Source organism: Corynebacterium sp. TUM25020 (genome assembly GCF_056388495.1).
Genome location: NZ_JBWJFG010000002.1, coordinates 36564 through 59029, shown reverse-complemented (window position 1 = coordinate 59029; position 22466 = coordinate 36564). Strand labels below are relative to the sequence as shown.

Genomic DNA, 22466 nt, shown 5'->3' with positions numbered 1-22466 from the left:
ATACTCCCGGCACGGTCCAGCGCGCCCCGGGGATGGCGTTGTGCTTCGACGTGCTCGCTGTTCTTTTGTTTGCGCTGCTGGCGCGCATTGCTCATAACACTCCCGAGATGCCGCTGAGCTTCACGGGCTGGCTGGATACCGCCTGGCCATTCCTGATTGGTGTGGCGATCGTATGGGCACTGCTGTGGATTGGTGTGGTACGACCGCGCAGTGGGCACAGTGGACGCAGTGGCTTTGAATTCTCTACGGGCGCGTTGGTGTGGATCGTCAATGTGATCGTCGGCCTGGGCATTTGGGGTGTCCGGCACGGGGAGGTTCCGCATTGGTCGTTCATGATTGTCGCGACGGTGATGAGCGGCCTGCTCCTATTCGGATGGCGCGGAATGTTTCGTCTGGGGAGGCTGCGCAGGCTGGGGAGGCTCTCCCGCATGAAGCGCATGGGTCGGATCTTCGGCAAGTGAAGTAGATTTCAGTTGATTTAACCTGGCGTACACCTTTGCGCCACATGGGGTTCGTTCGCATTCCTTAGAGTTTTGCAAGAAGTCCGTACACGCTCATTAGACATCCGGCAGTGACTGGCCGGGCGCGATGAGACGACATGACGAAATGGCATGGCAAAACCAGCGTGTGCAGATGACGATAAAACTCAACAAAAGTTATAGGCCGGCAGCAAAACCGCGGATAAGCACCGTATTTGCGGCTCGGCCGACCACGAACATCGAGGAGAGATCCCCCATGGGCCTTAAGGGTCGTAACCTGCTGAAGAAGATGGACTTCACGTCCAGCCGCTCCCACCGCACCTGCGTTTACAAGTGCGGTGACGCTTGCTCCAAGCCAGTCAACAACAAGTCCGACAACAACTACTTCATGGACTTGATCCAGGGAACCTTCTCCCGTCGTACTGCACTGCGCGCCGGTGGCGCAGCAGTCGTTACCGTCGGTGGCGCTTCTTTCCTGGCAGCCTGCAGCGACGACAATGGTAAGGACGGCGAGGCCAAGGGTGGCAACGGTGAGAACAAGGGCGGCGGCTCCAACGGCGACGTTGATGCACCGGACGGCCTGAAGTTCGAGATGGTCGAGCCGAACACCAAGGACGAGGTCGTTGTTCCGGCTGGCTACAAGTCCGAGGTTGTTATCCGCTGGGGCGACCCGGTTGTCGAGGGCGCTCCTGAGTTCGATGTAGACAAGCAGACCGCCGAGGCCGCCGCAAAGCAGTACGGCTTTAACTGCGACTTCGCAGCCCTGCTACCGATCGAGGGTCAGGACAACCGCTTCCTGCTGGTTTCCAACCACGAGTACACCACCCCGCAGCAGATGATCCCGGACTACGACCTGGAGAACCCCTCCAAGGAGCACGTGGACATCGAGCTGGCCAACCACGGCATGTCCATTGTTGAGGTTGAGGGCAATAGCAAGGATGGCAAGCTGAAGCCTGTTATGGGCAAGTACAACCGCCGCCTGACCGGCACCACCGAGTTCGAGCTGCGCGGTCCGATCGTTGGCCACAAGCTGGTGAAGACCTCTGACGATAAGGAAGGCAAGATCGTCAAGGGCACCTTCAACAACTGCTCCGGTGGCGTCACCCCGTGGGGCACCATCCTCTCCGGTGAGGAGAACGTTGACCAGTACTTCGCAGGTGGCGAGAACGTCAAGGACGAGAAGGTGCGCGAGCGCCTGAGCCGCTACGGCATCGAGGATGCCAAGACTGCGCGTCAGTGGGAGAAGCACTACGACCGCTTCGACGTAACCAAGGAGCCGAACGAACCACACCGCTTCAACTACGTGGTTGAGGTTAACCCGTGGGATCCGAAGTCCACCCCGGTCAAGCACACCGCTCTGGGTCGCTTCAAGCACGAGGGCTCCAACATCCACGTCACCGACGACGGCACCGTAGTTGCTTACTCCGGCGACGACTCTCGCTTCGAGTACATCTACAAGTTCGTCTCTTCCCGCAAGATCCGCAGCGGTAACTCCGACAAGGATCGCGAAGAGAACATGAAGATCCTGGACGAGGGCACCCTGTACGTTGCTACCTTCGAGGGCAACAACAAGGACTTCGACTCCGAGAACCCGCCGAAGGGCGAGAAGTGCGACGGCACCGGCAAGTGGATCAAGCTGGTTACCGTCAAGGAGGACGGCTCCGCAGAATCCCACGTGGACGGCATGTCTGCTGAAGAGGTCATCGTCTTCACCCGCGAGGCAGGCGACAAAGTCGGCGCTACCAAGATGGACCGCCCAGAGGATGTCGAGCCGCACCCGACCACCGGCAAGATCTACGCTTCGCTGACCAACAACAAGTACCGCGGCGTGCAGGAAGAGGGCAAGGACTACGAAGAGGTCAAGGAGTACGCCCCGGTCAAGGAAAACAAGAACGGCATGGTCATCGAAATCGAGGATGACTTCACCGGCGAGGAACTCAAGTGGAACCTGCTGCTGGTCTGCGGTGACCCGGATGAAGCCGAGACCTACTTCGGCGGTTTCGACAAGTCCAAGGTGTCCCCTATCTCCTGCCCGGACAACGTCACCTTCGACTCCTTCGGCAACCTGTGGGTTTCCACCGACGGCAATGCTCTGGAGTCCAACGACGGCCTGTTCGCTGTAGCCCTGGAGGGCGACTCCCGTGGCCTGACCAAGCAGTTCCTGACCGTACCGGCAGGCGCTGAGACCTGTGGCCCACTGGTCTTCGATAAGCGCGTTATTGTCAACGTTCAGCACCCGGGTGAGGACGAGGAAGCTACCGTCAAAACCTCCAAGTCCCACTGGCCAGACGGCGGCGACTCCATCGCCCGCCCGGCCACCGTGGTGGCTTGGAAGGATGACTTCGGCACCATCGGCGCCTAAGCAGTTTCCTAGGGCTTGAGCCAGCTCCCTCTCGCGTTTCGTCGAGAGGGAGCATTTTTATGCCCGCAATTGCCCAGCTTCGGATCCCATCGGTGGCCGGGAGCAAGCTTGCTTATTGAATGTAGCCAATTAGCGTGGGTGTATAACGCTATGTGTGGCAGGGTGCCATCAAACAACACGCGACCGAAGAGCAGCCGCAGAAAGGAGCCAACAGCGGTGACCACCGACGTCCGCCCCCTTACTCCGGAGGACTCGGGCTACAAGAAGGCGCTGATTGCCTCCCTTTGTTCCGGTCTGGCCTCGTACAACGCGCTATATGCCACGCAAGCTGTCCTCCCGACTCTGTCAGAGGATTTCGGCATCTCCCCTTCCTTGGCGGCACTCACCGTCTCGGCCACCACGGGCGGGCTAGCTCTCATGGTCATCCCGCTCAGCATCGTTTCGGAGCGCTTCGGCCGTCGCCACGTCATCCAAGCTTCCGTCCTGGCGGCTACCATTCTTTCCCTGGCGCTCGTTGCACTCCCCTCGATCCAGTCGATCATCGCAGTGCGGCTTTTACAAGGCATCGCAGTGGCGGGTGTACCTGCCGTGACAATGGCCTTCCTCTCCGAAGAGATCGATCGCCGTTATTTACCCCGCATCATGGGCTTTTATATTGCCGGTAATTCACTCGGCGGCCTCATCGGCAGGCTCATCCCGGGAATCGCTCTTGAGTTCACTAATTGGCGTATCGCAACACTCTTGAGCGCCGTTTTCGCATTCTCGATGGCGCTTCTCACCACCTGGGTTCTGCCCAAGCAGCAGTTCTTCACACCAAAGAAGATCACCCTGTCCCATGAAGTTCAGGCCTTCACCAACCACCTGCGTGATCCGATCCTGCTGAAGCTCTTCCTCCTGCCCTTCCTGCTGATGGGTAGCTTCGTCTCCCTGTACAACTACATGACCTTTCGGCTGATCCATACTTTCGGTCTGCCGGAATCACTGACCGCCCTGGTCTTCGTCATATACCTTTCGGGCACCTGGACCTCCACCCGCACGGGCAAAATGGTCAACAGCTTTGGCCAATCCAAGGTCGTGGTCACGTGCATCGCATTGGCTCTGGTCGGCTTGTTCTTCGCCTTTATCCCGACCATTCCCACCACCTTGGTGGCCGTGCTGCTGTTTACTGCCACCTTCTTCCCCGCTCACTCAATTGCTAGTGCATGGGTCGGCGAGGTCGCGCGGCAGGATCGCGCGGAGGCTTCCAGCCTGTACATCCTGAGCTACTATCTCGGTTCTTCCGTCATTGGCTGGGTGTCCGGCTACTTCTTTGCCCACAGTTGGGGCCTGTTTATCGGGTGGCTGATCCTATTGACCTTTATCGCCCTCGTCACCGCCCTTGCCGCCATGCGACGAGTGAGAGCTGATTCTTAATGACGCCACAATGCCAGCTATAGCCCTTTCAGCAAAAACTTAGCGCGTGGACTAATAAGAGGAGCTTTGTTCGTATTGGGGTTCCAAATTATTTAAACCAATACATTTTTTTAGATAAAAAACCTCCTTTCACTCCGATGCGTGTTTAAGATCACTCCCATGGGACATACTCGTAAAGTACGATTCGCATCGATTCTCGGCGTGGGGTTGCTAGCCACAGCCGGCATGGGCGTCGCAGTCGCCCAGGGTGGCGTGTCCGCCCACCTGGCACTATCCGGCACCATTTTCAACATGGAAGTCGGGGAACTGGATGGCAAGGGCTTTGACCTATTCACCGACGTTGACAAGATGCACAACGGTGATCAAGCAATCTCGCGCCTGCGCATCAAGGATGCCAAGGTAACGGATGTCTGCATGACTGCCCCGATTAACCTTCCTGGGGTTGGCGAGAAGAAGTTCCAAATGACCGTTCCAGGTCAGAACTTCTCCGCCGACAATATGCTGATCGGCGCCCGCAAGCTCTCCGGTGACCTGACATTGAAGAACCCGCAGATTGGTGTGGACGCGGGCAAGATCGACAAGGATGCGCCCGATGGCGGCTGGGGAATCTTCGCCGATTCCCTATCGGCGAAGGGTCAGGGCATCGAGGCGACCTCTCTGTCCGCGGATAAGATGACCGCAGGTGGCAGCAAGATCGCGATTGTGGATAAAGACAATGCCGAGTGCTAACTCCAGCACAAACCCCGAGCTAGACCCAACCACCGAGCTGGATCCGAACTACGACCCAGATCTAGATGCAGATCTCGATGCGGATAGCGCACCGAACACCGCTGTCGCTCAAGACGCAGAGGAGCACCAGGTAGCCGCGGTGAAGAACACCCGTGGCTTCACCCGCTGGCGTCGCGGTCGCCCCTTCGCGGCGGGGCTGTTCATGCTTTTGTCGGGCATCATCATGATCGTTCCGGCCTACCTGTCGTTCGAGGTATCGAACATCATTATTCAGGTATCCACGATCTCCGGTGTATCCACGCTACTTATTGGCGCCCTGCTTATTACCTCAGGCCTCATGACGTGGTTTAAGCCCGACGCTCGACTACTCACTGGAGTGGCAGCGCTCATCCTCGGCATTGTGGCGCTCCCAATGTCGAATATCGGTGGCTTTGTCATAGGAACCTTGTGCGCCGTTATTGGCGGAGCCTTGGCTCTGTCGTGGACGGATGAAGAAAAAGCGCCTAAGGGCGTCAAGAAAAGGAAGGTCGATGAGCAAGCAGCATAAGCGCGGCGGCATTGCCAAGGCCGTTGTCGCCGCAGCATCGATGTGCGGGCTGGTGGCAGCGATGGCGGTCGAGATGTCGCCAACTGCCGAGGCGCAGCTGCAGCTCCCGCCGCTGCCTCCCCTACCGCAGTCTCCACAGCTGCCACCAGCACCAAAGCTGCCACCGGCGCCAAAGCTGCCACCGCCTCCTTCGCCTCCGAAGGTGCCGGAGAACCTGCGGGTGGATCTCACTCCGCCGGGCCCAATCAAGGGCGAGCGACCTGTGCAGAATGGCACCTACGTGATCAAGAGCGACAACACGCGCCTGCTTGGACACGTGAAGATGTCGCTTGTACAACAGGCCACGCCCAAGGGGCCAAAGCCCGCGCTGCGGATCGACGCCGACAAGGCGATCCTGACGAACCTTTCGGTGCAGTTCCCGACTCCGGGAGCAGGCTCTGGAGGTGGCATTTGGCAGCGGACTGGACCGGGACAGATCACCACGTTGACCGGTAATTTTCACATTGTGGTGAGCTCGCTTAACGTCACCCCGCGCGTGGCCGGACTACCGCTGATCCCGCTGCCCATCGACGCAAACATGGCGCCGAAGGAGCTGCAGGAAGCCGCGAAGAAGATCGGATTGGGCACGCCAGACGCGCTCTCCGAGCACCTGGAGATGACAAACGGCACCATGCAGACGTACTTCGTGAAGGCCGACGAGCTGAAGCTACCCAAGGGCACCCAGATCGGGATGTAAACACCCTGGTAAGAAGGGCAGCTACATCGGCATAATGGTGTGCTTCTTTGGCGGCTCCAGCACCTGCTTGTTACGCAGTTGACGCATAGCCTGACGCAGGCGGATGCGGGTCTGATCCGGAGTAATCACGGAATCCACATAACCCCGCTCCGCTGCCACATAAGGGCTGGTCATGTTCGCATTGTAGAAGTCCATAAACATCTTCTTCGCCGCCGGGCGTTGCTCCTCTGGCATCGCAGCCAGGGCCTTGCCCTGCATCATCACCACAGCAGCTTCTGCACCCATCACGGCGATCTGCGCAGTCGGCCAGACCAGGTTTATGTCCGCGCCCAGGTTCTTCGAACCCATCACGGCATAACCACCACCGAAGGCCTTGCGCACCACCACGGTCACCTTCGGCACCGTGGCTTCCACCGTGGCAAAGCCCAGCTTTGCGCCGCGGTGGATCAGGCCGGCCTTTTCCTGCTCCACGCCCGGCATGTATCCGGGTGTGTCCACGACCCACACGAGGGGGACATTGTAGGCGTCACAAATCCGGATAAAGCGCGCAGCCTTATCCGCAGCGTCGGCGTCCAAGCAACCGGCCAGTTCCATCGGCTGGTTGGCCACGACACCCACCGCATGGCCATCGATACGGGCGAAAGCCGTGACGACATTGGAACCGTAGTCGCCTTGGACCTCCAGCACATTGTCATCATCGAAGATGCGGGTGAGCACCTCCATGATGTCGTAACCCGCGTTCGGGTCATCCGGAATGATGTCGTTGAGCTCAAAGTCGCGCTCGGTCAGCTCGTCATTCGACGCCCAGAACTCCGGGGTCTCGTCAAAGGTGCTGGCAGGTAGGAAGTCCAGCAGATCCTTGACGTAGTTGAAGGCATCCTCTTCGCTGCTTGCGACGTAGGAGACATTGCCGTTGCGGGCTTGTTGACGCGCACCGCCGAGCTCTTCCATCGAGATCTTCTCGCCCGTCACCGATTCGATGACGGCGGGACCCGTGACGAACATCTGCGTGCGACCTTCGACGGCCACCACGAAGTCGGTGGTCACGGGCGCATACACAGCACCACCGGCGGACGGGCCAAGCAGAATGGAAATCTGCGGGGACTGGCCGCTCAGCGGCAGCTGGCGGCGGGAGATCTCGGAGTACATCGCCAGGGACATCACGGCGTCCTGAATGCGGGCGCCACCGGAATCGTTAATGCCGATCACCGGGCAGCCAATGCGAATGGCCATGTCCATGACCTCACAGACCTTCTTACCGAAGGTCTCGCCCACAGAGCCGCCATATACCGTCTTATCGTGGGCATATACCGCGACGGTGCGTCCGCCAACCCGGCCATAGCCGGTGACCACGCCATCGCCATAGGGAGCATCCTCATCGCCAGGAGTGCGCCCCAGCGCCCCGATTTCCACGAACGTGCCCTCGTCGAGAAGCGCGTTGATGCGCTGGCGGGGAGTCGTCAATCCCGCCTTGTCGCGCCTGGCCTTTGCTTTCTCGGAGCCCGGATCCTGCGCCTGTTCCAGCCTGCGGTGCAGTTCCGCCAGCTTTTCGGCGGTTGTGCCCTCGTCGGCAGCAGTCACAATGAATGTCCCTTCTTTTTCTTCGCCGTCTATCCGTGTGTGCGGGGCTAGTTGCCACCCGTGATGTGCTCGGCGATTACACGTCCCACTTTAGAGATCTCTGGCTCGTCCACAATAGCTAGGTGGTCGCCACGCAGCTGAATGATCTCCAGGTCCTCGACAATCGCGCCCCAGCCACCGTCTGCGGCAATCTCGACGTACGCTGGCTCGAGCTCGATCGCACCGTCGTGCATCCGCTCCGCGCGGAACAGCGTGACCGGCGCTTTCACGTCGACCCATGCACCGAAGTCCAGGGATTCCAGGATGCGATTATCCACGAAGCTGGCGCGCTGGTGCTCAAGAACGCCCGCGGGCAACCCCATACCCTTCGCCTCCGGCGATGCCAGGAACTGCTGGAAGAGTTGCATCATCACGCCCTCGCCCTGCTGATCCAGCAGTTCGTGCGGAACCTCTAACGGCAGACCATACGTCTTTTGGGCAAAGGCCGCATAGCGATCCCACCGCGCGTGCATTTCTTCCTTAGTATCCGGAGCGGGGTTCTTTGGCTGCACGGTATCCAGCAGCACAATCCGCTGGATCTCCACGCTCGGCTCCCCCGCGGCAGCACGCTTACCCAACTGGTAAGCGACCTCATAAGCCAGGGCACCACCGAAGCTCCAACCGCCCAACACGACCGGCTGGCCGTCGGCTAGCTCGATGATCTCCTCCAGGTAGGAGGCCGCACGATCAGCCAGCTCGCCTTCCAGACGCTCCACGCCGTACACCGGAACGTCCTCCGGCAGGCGGCGCATCAGGGGCGCATACACAACAGAGGATCCGCCTGCCGGGTGGAACAGGAACACCGCAGGTCGAGTACTGCCCTCAGGGCGTGCACGCAGGACACGGATATTGCCCTCGACTTCGCTTTCCAGGCTGCTGCGCACCTTCTCACTCAGCGGTTCCAAAGTGTCGGCGGCCAGTACATCTTCCGCGCTGACCTTTGCACCCGAACGCTCGGAAAGACGTTCCGCGATGCCACGAGCCTGTTCCTCGTCGATACTCGGTAGCTCTCTAGTCACGCCCGGAGCAGCCTTGCCGGTTACCTTTGCCCAGGTAGCGAAGACAAGTCGCTCGCTGGCGTCGCGCGGCGCTACGCCACCGCCCGTCGCGGTGTAATCGGTCGCTGCGTCACTGTCGTTGTCTCTGCCGTCGCTGTCTTCACCATTGTTATTGGCGACGCCACCTTCTCCGCCGGCAGCCGTGTCAGCAGTACCGGCAGCAGCATTCTCACCCGAGTGACGTTCCGCGATCATCTGCTCCACAAGCGCAATCACGTCGTCCACCGAACCATCGCGCAGTGCCTGAACCTGCAGTGGAGGCAGATCGAAATCGTATTCCACGCGGTTCTTAATACGCATGCCCATCAGGGAATCGAGCCCCAGATCGATCAACGGCAGCTCACCAGGCAGGTCCTCAATGTCATAACCCATGGATTCGGAGACAATCGCGCGCAGGCGATCACCGGCGGACTCGCCAGAATTCGGATCCCAGCGATCCGCGGTCTCATCGACCTCCGGGAGTGTGTTGCCCGTGCGCTCCTTTGCCAGCGCCTGGACTGCGGGAGCTGCCGGCGCCACGCCGGAATCGGCGGTTCCTGGCGCCTTGGTGGCGTCCATTCCAATACCCTCAGCTACACCACCAAGAGCGGCGATGAATACCTCCGCAACCAGCGGCATTGCCTGCGCACCGGGCGCATCGGCAGCATAGATCGACAACGACCAACCGCCCAACGAACCGGAGGCGATGGTCGTGAGCTGGCCGGCAGTCGGCAACGGGGCGTGGTCGCGGGTGGCGGCTACGGTGGCCTGTCCTGCATCGCCACCGGTCAGCGCCTCAGCCGCGGCCTCGGCCAGCAGCGCAATGCTGGGCACGTCCTCGGCGGGCACGCTGAAGACCACACGACCATCGGGCAGGTTCACGCGGGTGCCCGGCAAGTCCACAGCGGGCCCGGAGGAGGGGCGGGCGCTGGTCCAGTGGCGCTGCAGGTTCCATTGCGTACCCGGCACCTTCGGCAGCGGGTTACGCGCACCGACCTTAACCGTCGCCAGATCCTGCGGGGTGCGGGACCCAGCGGCCAGGACCTTGAGATTGAGAGCCGCGCCTTGCACATAAAGCTCCGCGAGGGTGGGTAGCAAGGTCTGGGACACTGGCTCCTTGCGCTTGAGCAGGAACAATAGCTTGGAATCGCTGGCGTTGTGGGCGAAGGAGTTATTCATCAGAGGCATTAGCGCCACCGGGTTCGGGGAGAACTCGATAAAGGTGCGATAGCCATCGTCGAACTGTTTACCGGTCGCCTCAGAGAACCAGACCGGCTGGCGAGTGCAACGCAGGAAGTACTCGGCGTCGTGAACGACCTCGCCCGGGGTGTACACACGGCCACGATCCACAGTGGAGTACAGAGGCGTGTGGATGGGCTGCGGATCCAGATCGCTGATCTCGTAGTGCAGCTCGCCCAGGATCGGATCCAGCATCGAGGTATGCCCCGCGCCCTTTACCTTCAGCAGGCGGGCAAACTTGCCCTCACCTTCCAGGTATTCGACGAGCTTCTGCACCGGCTCGGCGGGCCCACCGACGGTGGTCATGCCCGGCGCGGCGTACACAGCAGGCTCTACCTGGGAGTATTCCGGGTGTTCGGCGGTAAAGGTGGCTAGCTCCTCTACTCCGAACTCGACAACCGCCATGGCGCCCTGCTTGTCCTCTGGGAGGAGGCGCTCACCCTCGCCCATAAGGCGGGCACGGTGGCAAGCAGTTCTTACGGCCTCTTCGGCGGTGATTCCGCCCACGGCGTAGGCCGCCGCGATCTCACCCATCGACTGGCCGACAACAGCGGCGGGCTTCGCGCCCAGCGCTCGCATTAGGTCATTCAGCGCAATCTGGACGCAGGTGATGCCCACCTGGGCGCGCTCAGTGTCGTAGTTCTGTTCATCGTCCAGCACCATATCGGTGAAAGACCAGCCGGATTCGGCCAGCACGACCTTATCCAGCTCATCCAGGCGCGCGGCGAAGAACTCAGATAGCTCGTACAAATCCTTGGCCATCTTGCGGAACTGGGAACCGAAGCCGGAGAACACCCACACCGGGCCGTTGGCCGACGGAGAGTCAGCTGTCTTAGCCGTCGCGTTCTGCTTACCTGCAGCGATGCGCTGCAGTCCGGCGATGGCCTCCTCGACCGTCGCTGCGGAAACCACGCCGCGAGAGCGGCCATGATTGTGGCCTGCCAGCGCCATGGCCACCCCACGAAGCTGCTCTGGCTCGGCAAAGGATTCCTGGTTCTGTTCCAGGTACTCGGCCAGCGCTGCGGCGGCTTCGCGGCGTCGGGAAGGCAGCAAACCACTCACAGGCAGCAGAACGCGCGGGGCCTCACCCGCTGCATCTGCATGGTCTAGGCCGATCGGAGCAACGCCGACGGTGCCCGCGGTGCTGCCCACGCCCGCCGCCGCTTCCTCTTCTAGGTCCGGTGCGGCGATCACGACGTGCGCATTTGTACCGCCGAAGCCAAAGCCGGACACGCCTGCAACGGCGCGGCCGGAATACTCTGGCCATTCGCGCGGATCCTCCACGACTTCCAAGTGCTCGCGGTCAAAGTCAATATAGGGGTTTGGCCCCGTGTAGTTCAGGCTCGGCGGCAGCACACCCTCGCGCATTGCCATCACGACCTTCATTACGCCCGCGACACCCGCGGCGGCCTCCGTGTGTCCGAAGTTCGTCTTCGCACTTCCCAGCAGCAGAGGTTCAGCAATGTCGCGTTCGCGCCCCAAAACGGTACCCAACGCAGTTGCTTCAATCGGGTCGCCCAGGATCGTTCCGGTGCCGTGGGCTTCCACATAGTCCACGGACTGCGGGGCGATCCGTGCATCGGCGTATGCACTGCGCAGCACGTCGACCTGTGCATCCGGGTTCGGGGCGGTCAGGCCGTTGGAACGTCCATCGGAGTTCACCGCCGAGCCCTTAATCACAGCCAGCACGTCATCGCCATCGCGGCGCGCATCCTCCAGTCGCTTCAGTACGACCACACCAGCGCCGTCGGAACGCACAATCCCGTCCGCATCATCACTGAACGCACGAATACCACCCGTCGGGCTGAGCACTCCAAGCTCGGAAAACGCCACCGTTGCAAAGGGACTGCACAGGAGGTTGACGCCACCCGCTACAGCAACATCAGACTCACCATCGCGTAAGGAGCGCACCGCCTGGTGAATTGCTACTAGCGACGACGAGCAGGCCGTATCCATTGCCACGGAAGGCCCCCGGAAATCGAAGGCATAGGACACGCGGTTAGCGATGATGGAACTGGAATTACCCGTCAGGGCATAAGGGTGCGCCTCCGCCGGGTCGGCGGAGATCAACATGCCGTAGTCGTTATTGGTGTTACCCATGAACACGCCGACCTGCTTACCGCGCAGCTGGTTGGCAGGGATATGTGCATCCTCCAATGCCTCCCACGTCAGCTGTAGGATCATGCGCTGCTGCGGATCCATATTCGCAGCCTCCAATGGAGACAGGCCGAAGAACTCCGCGTCGAAGGAGGCAATATCTTCGATATAGCCACCGGTCAGCTGTGCTTGCTCCATGCGGCGCGTCATTTCCGGATCACGGGAATACTCCGACCAGCGACCGGCGGGCAGTTCGCCCACGCCGGAGCGGTAGTTGCAGAACATCTCCCACATCTCATCCGCATTCTCGGCGCCGGGGTAGCGGCCAGCCATGCCAACCACGGCAATATCGCGCTGGCCAAGTGGCAATGGCCCGCCTGCGGCGGAAGCACCGGTTACGGAGCCTGCGGCGTCGCTACCCACAACCGCACCAGTACCGCGACCATTCATCAGGTGCTCTGCCAGTGCGGCGATGGTGTTGAACTCGTAGGCAATCGTGGCGTCTAGGTGGGTGCCGAGCAGGCGCTCAAGGTCACCGGAGAGGACGACGACATCGCGAGAGGATAAGCCGAAATCCTGCATTGAACGCTCATCGGCGATCTCCGTGGCGTCCAGACCAGTGGTATCCGCGACCCAGGTGCGTAACCAGTCCCGCATCTGTTGGATCGTTGCGGGGCGAGAGTGCTGGTCCGCCGAGGGGGCGTCCTGCTGGTTGTCTGCCATGGAAAGTCGCCGATTCCTTTCGTACCTAATGCCTTCGATAAGGCTTAGTGTGGGTCGTGAGTGAGTCCTAACGTAGCGCCATATTTTAACGCGCCGAAGTCGCTTTATGGATTAAGCGTCCAGCGTGCCCTCCAGATACGCCTTCGCTGCCACGCGGCGGGCGATCTTGTTGGCGGAGGAACGCGGCAAAGCGCCCGGCGCGATGATGCGTACATCCGAGGGCTGCACGCCGTGGGTGGCAGTGACGGCAGCGCGCATAGCCTCAATAGCCTCCGCGTCGTCCGCCTCAGCGGCCTCCGGGTCGCGCTCGGCGATAATGACTAGCCCCTCAACGGATTCCCCGTCGGCACCTGCGCCCGCCGTTCCAGCGTCCCCGGCCTGCACGGCAAAAGCGGCGATGACGGCCGGGGCGGTCTGCTCCGTCGCCTCGTCTGCGGTGGCCTCGATGTCCTGGGGGTAGTGGTTACGACCAGCGACGATGATGAGGTCTTTCAGGCGACCAGTGATAAATAGGTGCCCGTCCACAATGACGGCCAGGTCGCCAGTGCGCATCCACTTGTCCTCCGGGACATCGGCTGCACGGCTACCGGACTCCAGCCGGTTGGCCATAGGCAGGTGGTTGCGGAAAGTCTCCTCGGTCTCCTCAGGACGGTTCAGATAACCCGCGGCCATGTTGTCGCCGTGTACCCAGATCTCGCCCACCTGGCCATCGGCAAGTTCCTTGCCCGACTCCGGATCCACAATGGCGATTGCCTGCGGTTCGCACACCTGGCCGAGTGAAACTAGGGAGAGGCTGTCTGCGTCGTCCTCCGAGCCCTCCACTACCGTGCCCGCGGACAACTCATCGCGCTTGAACCACTTCGTCAGCGGACGCTCATCGGTCTGTGGGGTGGTGACGATCAGGGTTGCCTCGGCCAGCCCATAGGACGGGCGCATTGCTTCCCTCTTGAGCCCATAAGGGGCGAAGGTATCCAGGAATTTCTTTACGGAGCTGTGGTGCACCGGTTCCGAGCCATTGATGATGCCATCGATAGTGGACAGGTCGACTTCACCCAAGTCTGCGACCTTTGCCGGGTCGGCATAGCGCACTGCCAGCTCCAACGCGAAGTTGGGAACCACGGTGTAGACGTTCTCGTCCTCGCTTTTCCGGTTAAGCTGACGAACCCAGCGGGCCGGATCTTGGATGAAGTCGCGTGGGGACATCAGATCAAAGGGCAGCCCCAGGATGATGACGAACGCAGACAGGATCACGCCCATGTCATGGTGTAACGGTAGCCAGGTCACCAGACGCAGCGGGGACTTCAGGTTCACGGCTTTAAAGATCTGCAACACATTGGTGACGATCGACTTGTGCGTAAGCACCACGCCCGCCGGGGTACGGGTGGAGCCGGAGGTGTACTGCAAGAAGGCTTCTTCACTGGACTTTGGAGCCAGTGACGGATCCGCCATGATGGCGGCCATCGGGTTGACCCAGTCTTCCGCCAGTGCATCCGGCAGGGCGTCAATCGTCAGCACGCGCGGGCGTTCGGTGGCGGGAATGGAGGCAAAGTGCTTGCGCACTGCCGTGGCGGAGCGCTTGTTCGTCAGTACAACGGTCGGCTCAGAGGAACCCAGCACAGCTGTCAGGTGACCGGTGTGACCCGGCTCGTTAGGATCGTAGAGCGGAACCGGCACCATGCGGGCGTACATGGCGCCAAGGAAGGCGTACATGTACTCAGGGGAGTTATTCGCCAAAATGGCCACACGGTCGCCGGGCTTGGCAATCTGCTGCAGGCGTACGCACACGGCCTTGATACGAGTATTGACCTGCGCACGGGTAATCTCATGCACCTTCCCCTCGCGCGATTCGGAGAAGTCCCAGTAGCGGATCAACACGTTTTCTGCTGTACCGTCCATCTGCGCCATGGTGTACAGCATCTCGCACATGCCGGAAAGGGTCATCTGATCAGGGACGTTGATGTTGCCCTGCTCGTCATAAAACTGCCCCATTGCTGCAGTGATATCCACGTGGTCTCCTCTACTTGTTATCTACTTGCTGTCCGCTTGTCGTTCGCTTGTTGTCCGCTTGCTTTAACTAGTTTCTCGCTAGTCGCATAGCTCTAACGCAATAAGCATTTAGTTTTACTTGTAAAACACATCGTACCGGCAGGCAGGATCGTTACTCTGCAAATTCGAACTGCCGTGTCACGGTTGCCCCCGCACCGAAACGCCAGCAAGCGCTAACGCGACCAAGGCACCACAGTCGCGGGTGCCGAGCTACTTCCCCAGCCGCTCGTTAATCAGGCCGCGAGCCCAACCCACGATATGCTGCGGCACGGTCTGCCCCTCCACGACCTTTCCATTCGTCGCATACTCAGCGTGCACCGCGTTGGCGGCCACCAAATCCTTGGCTCGGACGATAGCGTTGCCCAGATTCGCTGGGGCGTCACAAATAAGATCGGCAGGGGCACAGTAGTTGTTCACTCGATCGTTGAGTTCGCCAAAGCCATCCGGCCGCGGGCCGCGCATCGTCGCCCCGGGGACGATCCCCTGGATAAGACCGCTTACCGGGTTCAGTGCGATCTCCGCACCCGTCCCGCGAATCCCCTTCGCACCGACAAGGTTGCCCTTGTCGAGCTCCTGGCGACCATCAGCGATCAGCGATACACCCAAAACAGAATTGGCCGGAACCGGGCCACGCCCATTGCCGATTTCTCCCGCCAAATCACCAGCGATCACAGCACCCTGGCTAAAGCCGACAAGCACAAAGGACGTTGCTGGGCAGGCCTTATGGGTTGCGCGCAGCTCCTCCTTCATCCGGCCAAAGCCTTCATTGCGCGAATCGTCATAGCTCTTCTCACCCTGCGCATTCATATTGCGGAACTGGGCAGTGTAAGGCAGAGTCCATACCTTCACCTTGCTGGGGTCGAACTCATCAGCCAGCGGGCGGGTGACGTTCAACAGCAGCGACCGCGGATGTGAGTGAGGCGCCAACGGGTCGTCATTGGGCGACGATTCCCAAGTACCCGGCGCAGCCAGTACTTCGACATCCACGCAACCGGGCGGGTTCTGCGCCTCCGAGCTAGGCGGCGGCGTCGGCTTCCCCGGCTTAGGACCGCCGGCGCCGTCATTTGTAAGCAGCCAATTCCCCACGCCCACGACAATGAGCGCAAGGACGACCAGAGCAGCAAGGATCGTTAAGACCTTTTTCATAACTTCCTAGTTGTAAGGCAAGTCGGTTAATGGGATACAAGTGACCATTAACAATACGCTGATTTCGCAGCCTCGCGGATTGCGTCTTCGGCCTTCTTCGGGTCTCCGTCGATCACGCCATTAGTCTGCAATTGGCCTGCAGCTAGCGGAGTGTAGACATCCTCCTTGCCGCCACCTTCCGCGGTGCAGTGCGCGTGACCAGCGGCAATAACCTGGTCCTCCAGGCCACCGATGTCTGCTGCATCATCAGCTTTTGCCAGGTCGACACCGCCGTCCTTCAAGCGCTTCAGGAAGTCCTTGTCTTTATCGCTGCGCTGCGTGCCAGACGGGATTTCATCTACCTCGTCAACGGCGCCATCATGTGCCGGTGCGCCACCGCCCTCAGCAGCGGACGACGGGGCGTCGCTACTGTCCGAAGAGTCAGAATCATCGTCCTTAGACTTGTCTGACTTGTCCGACTCATCAGACTCTCCAGACTTTGCAGTCTCCGAGGTGGACTCCGTCACCGAAGGCACCGTCGTCGAGTCAGCTGAGTTATCGACCGTCTCATCACCACCGCAGGCCGTCAAAGTGCCGAGCGACAGCAGCGCCGCGCATGCAGCACCGGTGATTGCAGTTGTCTTCCTAATCTTTGTGACGCCCACAGTTAGCGCACCTCAACGCGTCCGTTAACTTCGCGGATCTCGCCGTGCTGGAACTTGATCTGAGTTCCGCCCGCCGGGATGTCCTCGTGGTCGCTGGTCGGGTAGCCGAGCTTGCCCTGCTCCCAGCCGTTCTTACCCCACTCGTCGAACACGTTTCCGTAGTAGATCACGTGCGCGCCGGTGGTCGGGGACCAGTAGATGTTGCCGTGCTCGAACTGAGTGAAGCGACCGCCCTTGATGGCCAGTTCGCCACTGGTCGGGTTGCCCAGCTTGGAGGTCACGCCGCCCAGCTGCAGGTACTTCTCAGCGATCTTGCCCTGGACGTAGTTGGTCTTGTTGTCCTTGTTGCGAACGATGACGCCGTTCTGGAACTTCTGCATGTAGCTGTCGCCGACCTTCTCAACGTCTGCGATCGGGAAGCCCAGCGGGCCGTTCTCCCACTTGGTCTTGCCCCACTCGTCGATGAAGTCCTTCGGTACTGCGAAGGCGCCGGTCTCTGCGGTCCAGTAGATCGCGCCGTTTTCGAAGGAGGTGAAGCGGCCGCGGCCACCAGCGATGACGTGTTCCTCGGAGGTCGGGTAGCCCAGCCAGGACTCCGGGCCGTTCATGGAAGCGTAGCGGGCGCCGATGCGACCCCATACGAAGTGGGCACCGGTCTTCGGGGACCAGTAGGCGCGGCCTCCGCGGAAGTCCTGTACCTTGCCGCCGTCCTTAGCGTCGTACTCGTTGGAGATGCAGGCACCCATGTTCGGAGCGTTCTTAATGTTCTCCGCGATAGCTCCGCCGACCTGGCACTTTGCACCGCGGTCAGCTTCCGGAATACCCAGGGCGTTCGCGATGTGCGGCCATGCCTGAATCATCTCGTACTGCCAGTACGGCCAGTCGTGAGTACCCGAGGGGCGGAAAGCAGTGATCGGCTTGATGCCGGCCTTCTTGGCACGCTTCACGAAAGTCTCGGTGGTCATGCGGGACATTGCCTCCAGGCCGAAGCCTGCCATGTTGGCGGGCAGGCCGGGGATGGAGCCCGGCTTGTCATACTTACCCGCGTTGCCGTTACCCGCAGAGACGTAAACGGTCATGCCCTTTAGAGCGTCCACACCCAGCTTCGGGTCGTGGTCGATCCAGTCCTGAGAGCCGTAATCGCCCCACATCTTCTTTGCGTCGTAGCCGTTGCCGTCCTTGGTGGCGTAGGCGATAGCTTCCGGCATGCCGTAGGAGGTCGTGTCCAGGTAGCCAGAGAAGGAACCTACGAACTTCCACATCTTCGGGAAGCGCTCAGCCAGGTTCATTGCGGCGGTGCCGCCCATGGAAAGGCCAGTGATCGCGCGGTCTTCGTTGGCGCGCCACCCCTCGCGGAGCACAGCGGGCAGCTCCTTGGTCAGGAAGGTCTCCCACTTGTAGTGCTTGCCATTGTCCGGCTTCTGCCAATCGGTGTAGAAGGAGGACTCGCCACCGACGGGCAGGACCACGTTGACGTTACGGTCGGCGTACTGGGAGGCGATGTTGGTGGACAGGGTCCAGCCGGACTCGTCCTCGCGGGCGCGCAGGCCGTCCAGAGCCCAAACGGTCGGGAACTTACGGTCTGGCTGGGAGTACCAGTCGCGAGCCAGCAGAATCTGTACCTTGATCGGCTTGCCCGGCATTGCGGCGGAATTGATATAGACATTGGCCCAGCGCTCAGTGATCCACTCGACGCGATCCACGCTGACGCCTTCCGGCAGGCCCTGCAGGTTCTGCTCGGTGACCTGGCGCGGCGTACGCTTCGGAATGCTGTCCGGGTCCAGGTAGCTCGTGCCGGAGCCCGGGCCCATCGAGCCGCCAAGCGGGCTCTGAGCAGTAGCGGATGGCATCAGTGGCATTGCCAGTGCAACGGAAAGCGGCAGAGCCAGGAGGGCCGTGCTCTTACGGCCGAGGATGCTGCTGTTCTTGCTACCGGTCTTGCTGCTGGCGGAGCGAGTGCGACGGGAGAGGTTCGCTGCAAGGCGCATAGTCTTTATTCTTTCTGTTGCTTCTTTTGAGTGTGTTGAATTGTGGTCTGGCTAGGTCGGGCGCGCTTCAGCGCTACTTCTAGCCTGTGTTGGCCGTGATTAGCCGTGTGAGGTTTGAAGTGCTGTTTTCAGCGAGTGCGGCCGGAGCAGGTTCCCCTCCTGCTTCGACTTCACCGATCGCTTTTGTGGCCATTCTCTATTCACGTTTTCGTCTATCGCGATCTGTGGGGGTTCTACTTTTTGATTTGTAGCTGGCACCCACAGTTTCGCTGCTAGCACGTGAGCAATTATGGCAAGCAAAAGCGTTTTCACATGGACAACACGCGGAACATTTAAAGTTTTACTTTAGGGTTAGCCTAGCATGTTGCCATTGTTACTTATGTGGCTCTTGTGATTCTTTCTTTTGACGCCACCACGCATCCGCCGCACCCGAATGTCGTTAAAACGGGAATCTGTTACAGCCAATCATTTTCACCACCATAAAACCGCAGGTCAGCACGTTGAGCCAATCGCATGCACACTTTGCAGGTGTAGCACTTTCCCGTTCTAGCGACATTCCCCCTTTTACCCCACTCAACACCCCACCCATACATACAAACCCAGGCATACAAAAAAGCCACCCCCAAAGGCATCTGACCTTAAAGGTCAGCACCTCAGGCGGCGGCTTTAAATAGCGCCCGTAGGCAACTCCAGGCTATGCGCCCAGTGCGCGCAGGATGTGCGGGCGAGCCTTGGACAGCTCCGCATCCCAGTAAGGCCATGCGTGCAGGCCGGTCATTGGGTAGCTCACGACCGGGCGTGCGCCAACTGCACGGGCAGCCATCTCAAACTTCGCAGTGGACGTACGTGCCATCCACTCCAAGCCGATGCCTGCTGCAACGCCCCGCGGGTTCTCCAGGAACTTCTCGCCACGAGACGGCACACCACCGGAAGCAGCCAGGTACAGCGGCATACCGCTGAAACGACCAGCCTGAACCGTCGGGTCATTGCGGAAACGGCGCGGATCAACCGGGCTGCCCCACATGTCCCAGATGTTGGCACCCTTAGCAGCATCATTCATTGCGTACTGGATTCCGGCGTACATACCCGGCCAAGTCGGGTTCAGGTAACCAGACAGGGAGGTAGCCTGCTTGAACTGATTACGGTGCCATGCCGCCAGGTTCATCGCAGCGGTACCGCCCATGGACAGACCAACAATGGAGTTGCGGGTCGGGCTCACGCCGAAGTTGCGCTGCAGGTAGCCCGGCAGCTCGCGAGTCAGGAAGGTCTCCCAACGCGGCTTCTTCGGGCCACCAGTACCGCGGTACGGCCCCATCCAGTCCGTGTAGAACTGCGCCTGACCACCGACCGGCATAACCAGGGTCACGTTGTCGTTGACGAACTTCTTTACAGCATTACCGGACCAAACCCATGCGTTGTAGTCCTGGCGTGCGCGCAGGCCGTCCAGCATGTAGACGCCAGCGCTACCACCACGGGAAGCAGGCTTGATCTGCACCTGGATCTTCTGCCCCATTGCCGGGGAGTAAACCCAGCAGTTCTGCAGGTAATACTTGTGCTTGCTCCAGTGGCAGCCCGGACGCAGGTAGCCACGGTTATCAGCTGCAGCCGAAGGAGCCGTGACCACTGCCATACCCAGCGCAGTGGCAACTGCAACCAGGAAGGCGGTGAGCTTGGCTCCCAGACCCTTAGTCTTCATAGTCGTGTTCATGTAGTCCTAAACAGTCGCGAAACAACAGTCTTGAAACGAAAAATCACGGGGCCAGAGGGCGACCCCGAAACCTAAGATGGGTGTACGTTACCAAATCTTTACGTTCTCCCTCAAAGTAATAATCGATTCCCGCCCCCAAAGCGCTACATCTTCCGAATCTCTTTTTCTCCCCCTTCTCCCCCATGCTCCTGAGTCACACAGAGCACATCTGCCGCAGAACGCCACCGGGTTTTACCCCTAAATGTGTTAAACGCCGACTGCCCACGGCGGACAAGTCGGCGTCAAAAAACCTAAAGAAGTACCTAGAACAGCGGCACGATGTACACCGCCATCGCCACGCAGAACAGCCATGCCAGTGCCAGCAGCTGCAAAGTGCGATCCTCCAGAGCGATCTCATCCGGCGCGCCACCCTCACCGCGGTCAACATCAGCCGCGTAGCGCAGAATCGCAATCGTAAACGGCACCATCGAGACCTGGTACCACACGGCCGCCACGCCAGACTCCACCGTCTGTGCCAGGCCAAAGCCCCATAGCGCGTAGCTCAGCACCACAGCGGTCGCAGCCAAAGTCCACACAAAGCGCAGGTAGGTCGGGGTATAGCTCTCCAGCGACTTACGGATCTTCGCGCCCGAACGCAGAGAAAGCTTCAGCTCCGCATAGCGCTTACCCGCAGCCATGAACAGGGAACCAAACGCCGCGACCAGCAGGAACCACTGCGACAGCAGAATCGCCGCTGCCACGCCACCAGCCATTGCACGCAGCATAAAACCGGAGCTCACCAGCGCAATATCGATCACCGGCTGATGCTTCCAGCCGAAGCAATAACCCAGCTGCAGCGAAATATACACAGACACCACGATCGCCAGGTTCGTACCCGACGATGCCAGCAGCGAGCCACCAATCGCCGCGATGATCAGCACCACTGACATCGCATACGCCAACCCCACCGGCAGCACGCCTGCCGCGATCGGGCGGAAGCGCTTGGTCGGGTGCGCGCGGTCTGCCTCCACGTCGCGGGCATCGTTGATCAGGTAGATGGAGCTGGCCGCCAGGCAGAAGGCCACAAAGGCGATCAGCACATCCAGCAGAACGCGGGTGTGGAAGAGCATGTCGCCACCGGCAGCTGCAGGAGCCGCGATCACCAGGACGTTCTTCACCCACTGCTTCGGGCGCAGAGCTTTAATCATCGCCTCCGGCAGGTTGCGCGGCGGGCGCAACTTCTTCGTGTCGGTGGCGGTGCTGGTCGCCTGGTTCGGATCTTCCAGCCCGGAAGTGTGCGGCTCCGCGCCGATCAGCGGCTCTGGTCGGCCTTCGCTACGCTGTTCGCTCACTGGCTTTTCTCCTCACTGTTCTTCTTTGTGACGCCCCCACGTCCCCCATCGACAACCCTGCGCACGGCAATGGCCGTGGCAGCACCGATGCAACTTCCGAGAGCTACGTCAGAGGGATAGTGTACGCCCAACACCATGCGGGACAGCGCCATCGCTGGGATACCAGCCAGAGGTAGCACCCCTGTGCGGTTGTTCGCCGACTGGGCGAAGGCCACGAAGGCCGCGGTGGAGCTGGTCGCGTGCGACGAGGGGAAGCTCAACTTCGAGGGTGTTCCGACGCCGATCTTAATCCGCGGATCATGCGGGCGTGGACGGCGGACGATGCGCTTGAGCACCACGCTTGCCGCATGGGCAATAAAGGCGCTGACCCCCATGGTCAGCCAGCCGCGGCGTTCCGGGCCATCGGCGGGCTTGTTTCGGACAGTGGCCAGGCTGTACCCCAGGGCAGCGGTGCCCATCCAGCCGAGGGCGTGCTCGCCGAAATGGCTCATCCCCCGGGCGACTGGGAGAACTCCCGGCTTATCAGTCAGCTGCTTCTGCAGCGCAACCAGGAGTTCGGATTCGCCCAGTGGGTCGCCGCTTACGCGTGTGGAGCTCATTGTCTTTGCGATGTCCTTAGCT

Annotated in this window: 15 protein-coding genes; 6 read left to right on the top strand and 9 right to left on the bottom strand. The window is 60.6% G+C overall.

Annotation, left to right across the window (positions count from 1 at the left end):
- The first annotated feature begins 32 nt into the window (after positions 1 to 32).
- The 6 genes from AC05K6_RS03230 to AC05K6_RS03205 all read left to right on the top strand — a co-directional run bounded on the left by AC05K6_RS03230 (position 33) and on the right by AC05K6_RS03205 (position 6266).
- A complete protein-coding gene (locus AC05K6_RS03230) occupies positions 33 to 461 on the top strand; it encodes a DUF3054 domain-containing protein (protein ID WP_476727884.1) in 429 nt (142 codons plus the stop codon).
- A 274-nt stretch (positions 462 to 735) separates the two neighbouring features.
- On the top strand, positions 736 to 2841 hold the full coding sequence (locus AC05K6_RS03225; RefSeq protein WP_293790510.1) for a PhoX family protein: 2106 nt from the start codon (positions 736 to 738) through the stop codon (positions 2839 to 2841).
- A gap of 150 nt (positions 2842 to 2991) precedes the next feature.
- Positions 2992 to 4254, top strand: coding sequence for an MFS transporter (locus tag AC05K6_RS03220; protein ID WP_476727749.1), 1263 nt, complete (start codon positions 2992 to 2994; stop codon positions 4252 to 4254).
- Between the two features lie 159 nt (positions 4255 to 4413).
- A complete protein-coding gene (locus tag AC05K6_RS03215) occupies positions 4414 to 4983 on the top strand; it encodes a DUF6230 family protein (RefSeq protein WP_293790506.1) in 570 nt (189 codons plus the stop codon).
- Complete coding sequence (locus tag AC05K6_RS03210; RefSeq protein WP_293790504.1) at positions 4970 to 5530, top strand: DUF6114 domain-containing protein; 561 nt, start codon at positions 4970 to 4972, stop codon at positions 5528 to 5530. Before AC05K6_RS03215 ends, AC05K6_RS03210 begins: the two co-directional genes overlap by 14 nt.
- Positions 5514 to 6266: a hypothetical protein gene (locus AC05K6_RS03205; RefSeq protein ID WP_293790501.1), complete on the top strand. Its 753-nt coding sequence runs from the start codon at positions 5514 to 5516 to the stop codon at positions 6264 to 6266. Before AC05K6_RS03210 ends, AC05K6_RS03205 begins: the two co-directional genes overlap by 17 nt.
- 21 nt (positions 6267 to 6287) lie before the next feature.
- Here the strand turns inward: AC05K6_RS03205 and AC05K6_RS03200 are convergent, their stop codons facing one another.
- The 9 genes from AC05K6_RS03200 to AC05K6_RS03160 form a co-directional block, all read right to left on the bottom strand.
- A complete protein-coding gene (locus AC05K6_RS03200) occupies positions 6288 to 7847 on the bottom strand; it encodes an acyl-CoA carboxylase subunit beta (protein WP_476727748.1) in 1560 nt (519 codons plus the stop codon).
- 47 nt (positions 7848 to 7894) lie between these two features.
- Positions 7895 to 12982, bottom strand: coding sequence for a polyketide synthase Pks13 (gene pks13 / locus AC05K6_RS03195; RefSeq protein ID WP_476727747.1), 5088 nt, complete (start codon positions 12980 to 12982; stop codon positions 7895 to 7897).
- Positions 12983 to 13093: 111 nt separating this feature from the next.
- Complete coding sequence (locus AC05K6_RS03190; RefSeq protein WP_473963991.1) at positions 13094 to 14989, bottom strand: FadD32-like long-chain-fatty-acid--AMP ligase; 1896 nt, start codon at positions 14987 to 14989, stop codon at positions 13094 to 13096.
- A 249-nt stretch (positions 14990 to 15238) separates the two neighbouring features.
- Positions 15239 to 16174 carry a cutinase family protein gene (locus AC05K6_RS03185; protein WP_293790489.1) on the bottom strand — a complete coding sequence of 312 codons (936 nt, stop codon included), beginning with the start codon at positions 16172 to 16174 and terminating at the stop codon, positions 15239 to 15241.
- A 47-nt stretch (positions 16175 to 16221) separates the two neighbouring features.
- Entirely contained in the window at positions 16222 to 16818 is a 597-nt protein-coding gene (locus AC05K6_RS03180; protein ID WP_476727746.1) for a hypothetical protein, read from the bottom strand.
- A gap of 2 nt (positions 16819 to 16820) precedes the next feature.
- Positions 16821 to 18806, bottom strand: coding sequence for an alpha/beta hydrolase-fold protein (locus AC05K6_RS03175; protein ID WP_448306838.1), 1986 nt, complete (start codon positions 18804 to 18806; stop codon positions 16821 to 16823).
- Between the two features lie 694 nt (positions 18807 to 19500).
- Positions 19501 to 20514: an alpha/beta hydrolase gene (locus AC05K6_RS03170; RefSeq protein WP_293790481.1), complete on the bottom strand. Its 1014-nt coding sequence runs from the start codon at positions 20512 to 20514 to the stop codon at positions 19501 to 19503.
- 302 nt (positions 20515 to 20816) lie between these two features.
- On the bottom strand, positions 20817 to 21845 hold the full coding sequence (locus AC05K6_RS03165) for a decaprenyl-phosphate phosphoribosyltransferase (protein WP_293790478.1): 1029 nt from the start codon (positions 21843 to 21845) through the stop codon (positions 20817 to 20819).
- Complete coding sequence (locus AC05K6_RS03160) at positions 21842 to 22444, bottom strand: phosphatase PAP2 family protein (RefSeq protein ID WP_293790476.1); 603 nt, start codon at positions 22442 to 22444, stop codon at positions 21842 to 21844. The genes AC05K6_RS03165 and AC05K6_RS03160 overlap by 4 nt, the downstream gene beginning before the upstream one ends.
- Between the last annotated feature and the right edge of the window lie 22 nt (positions 22445 to 22466).

Coding starts and splice junctions, on each gene's coding strand:
- AC05K6_RS03230 (WP_476727884.1), top strand. CDS start 33: ATGGCGTTGTGCTTCGACGTGCTCGCTGTTCTTTTGTTTGCGCTGCTG.
- AC05K6_RS03225 (WP_293790510.1), top strand. CDS start 736: ATGGGCCTTAAGGGTCGTAACCTGCTGAAGAAGATGGACTTCACGTCC.
- AC05K6_RS03220 (WP_476727749.1), top strand. CDS start 2,992: ATGTGTGGCAGGGTGCCATCAAACAACACGCGACCGAAGAGCAGCCGC.
- AC05K6_RS03215 (WP_293790506.1), top strand. CDS start 4,414: ATGGGACATACTCGTAAAGTACGATTCGCATCGATTCTCGGCGTGGGG.
- AC05K6_RS03210 (WP_293790504.1), top strand. CDS start 4,970: ATGCCGAGTGCTAACTCCAGCACAAACCCCGAGCTAGACCCAACCACC.
- AC05K6_RS03205 (WP_293790501.1), top strand. CDS start 5,514: ATGAGCAAGCAGCATAAGCGCGGCGGCATTGCCAAGGCCGTTGTCGCC.
- pks13 (WP_476727747.1), bottom strand. CDS start 12,982: ATGGCAGACAACCAGCAGGACGCCCCCTCGGCGGACCAGCACTCTCGC.
- AC05K6_RS03185 (WP_293790489.1), bottom strand. CDS start 16,174: ATGAAAAAGGTCTTAACGATCCTTGCTGCTCTGGTCGTCCTTGCGCTC.
- AC05K6_RS03175 (WP_448306838.1), bottom strand. CDS start 18,806: ATGCGCCTTGCAGCGAACCTCTCCCGTCGCACTCGCTCCGCCAGCAGC.
- AC05K6_RS03170 (WP_293790481.1), bottom strand. CDS start 20,514: ATGAACACGACTATGAAGACTAAGGGTCTGGGAGCCAAGCTCACCGCC.
- AC05K6_RS03160 (WP_293790476.1), bottom strand. CDS start 22,444: ATGAGCTCCACACGCGTAAGCGGCGACCCACTGGGCGAATCCGAACTC.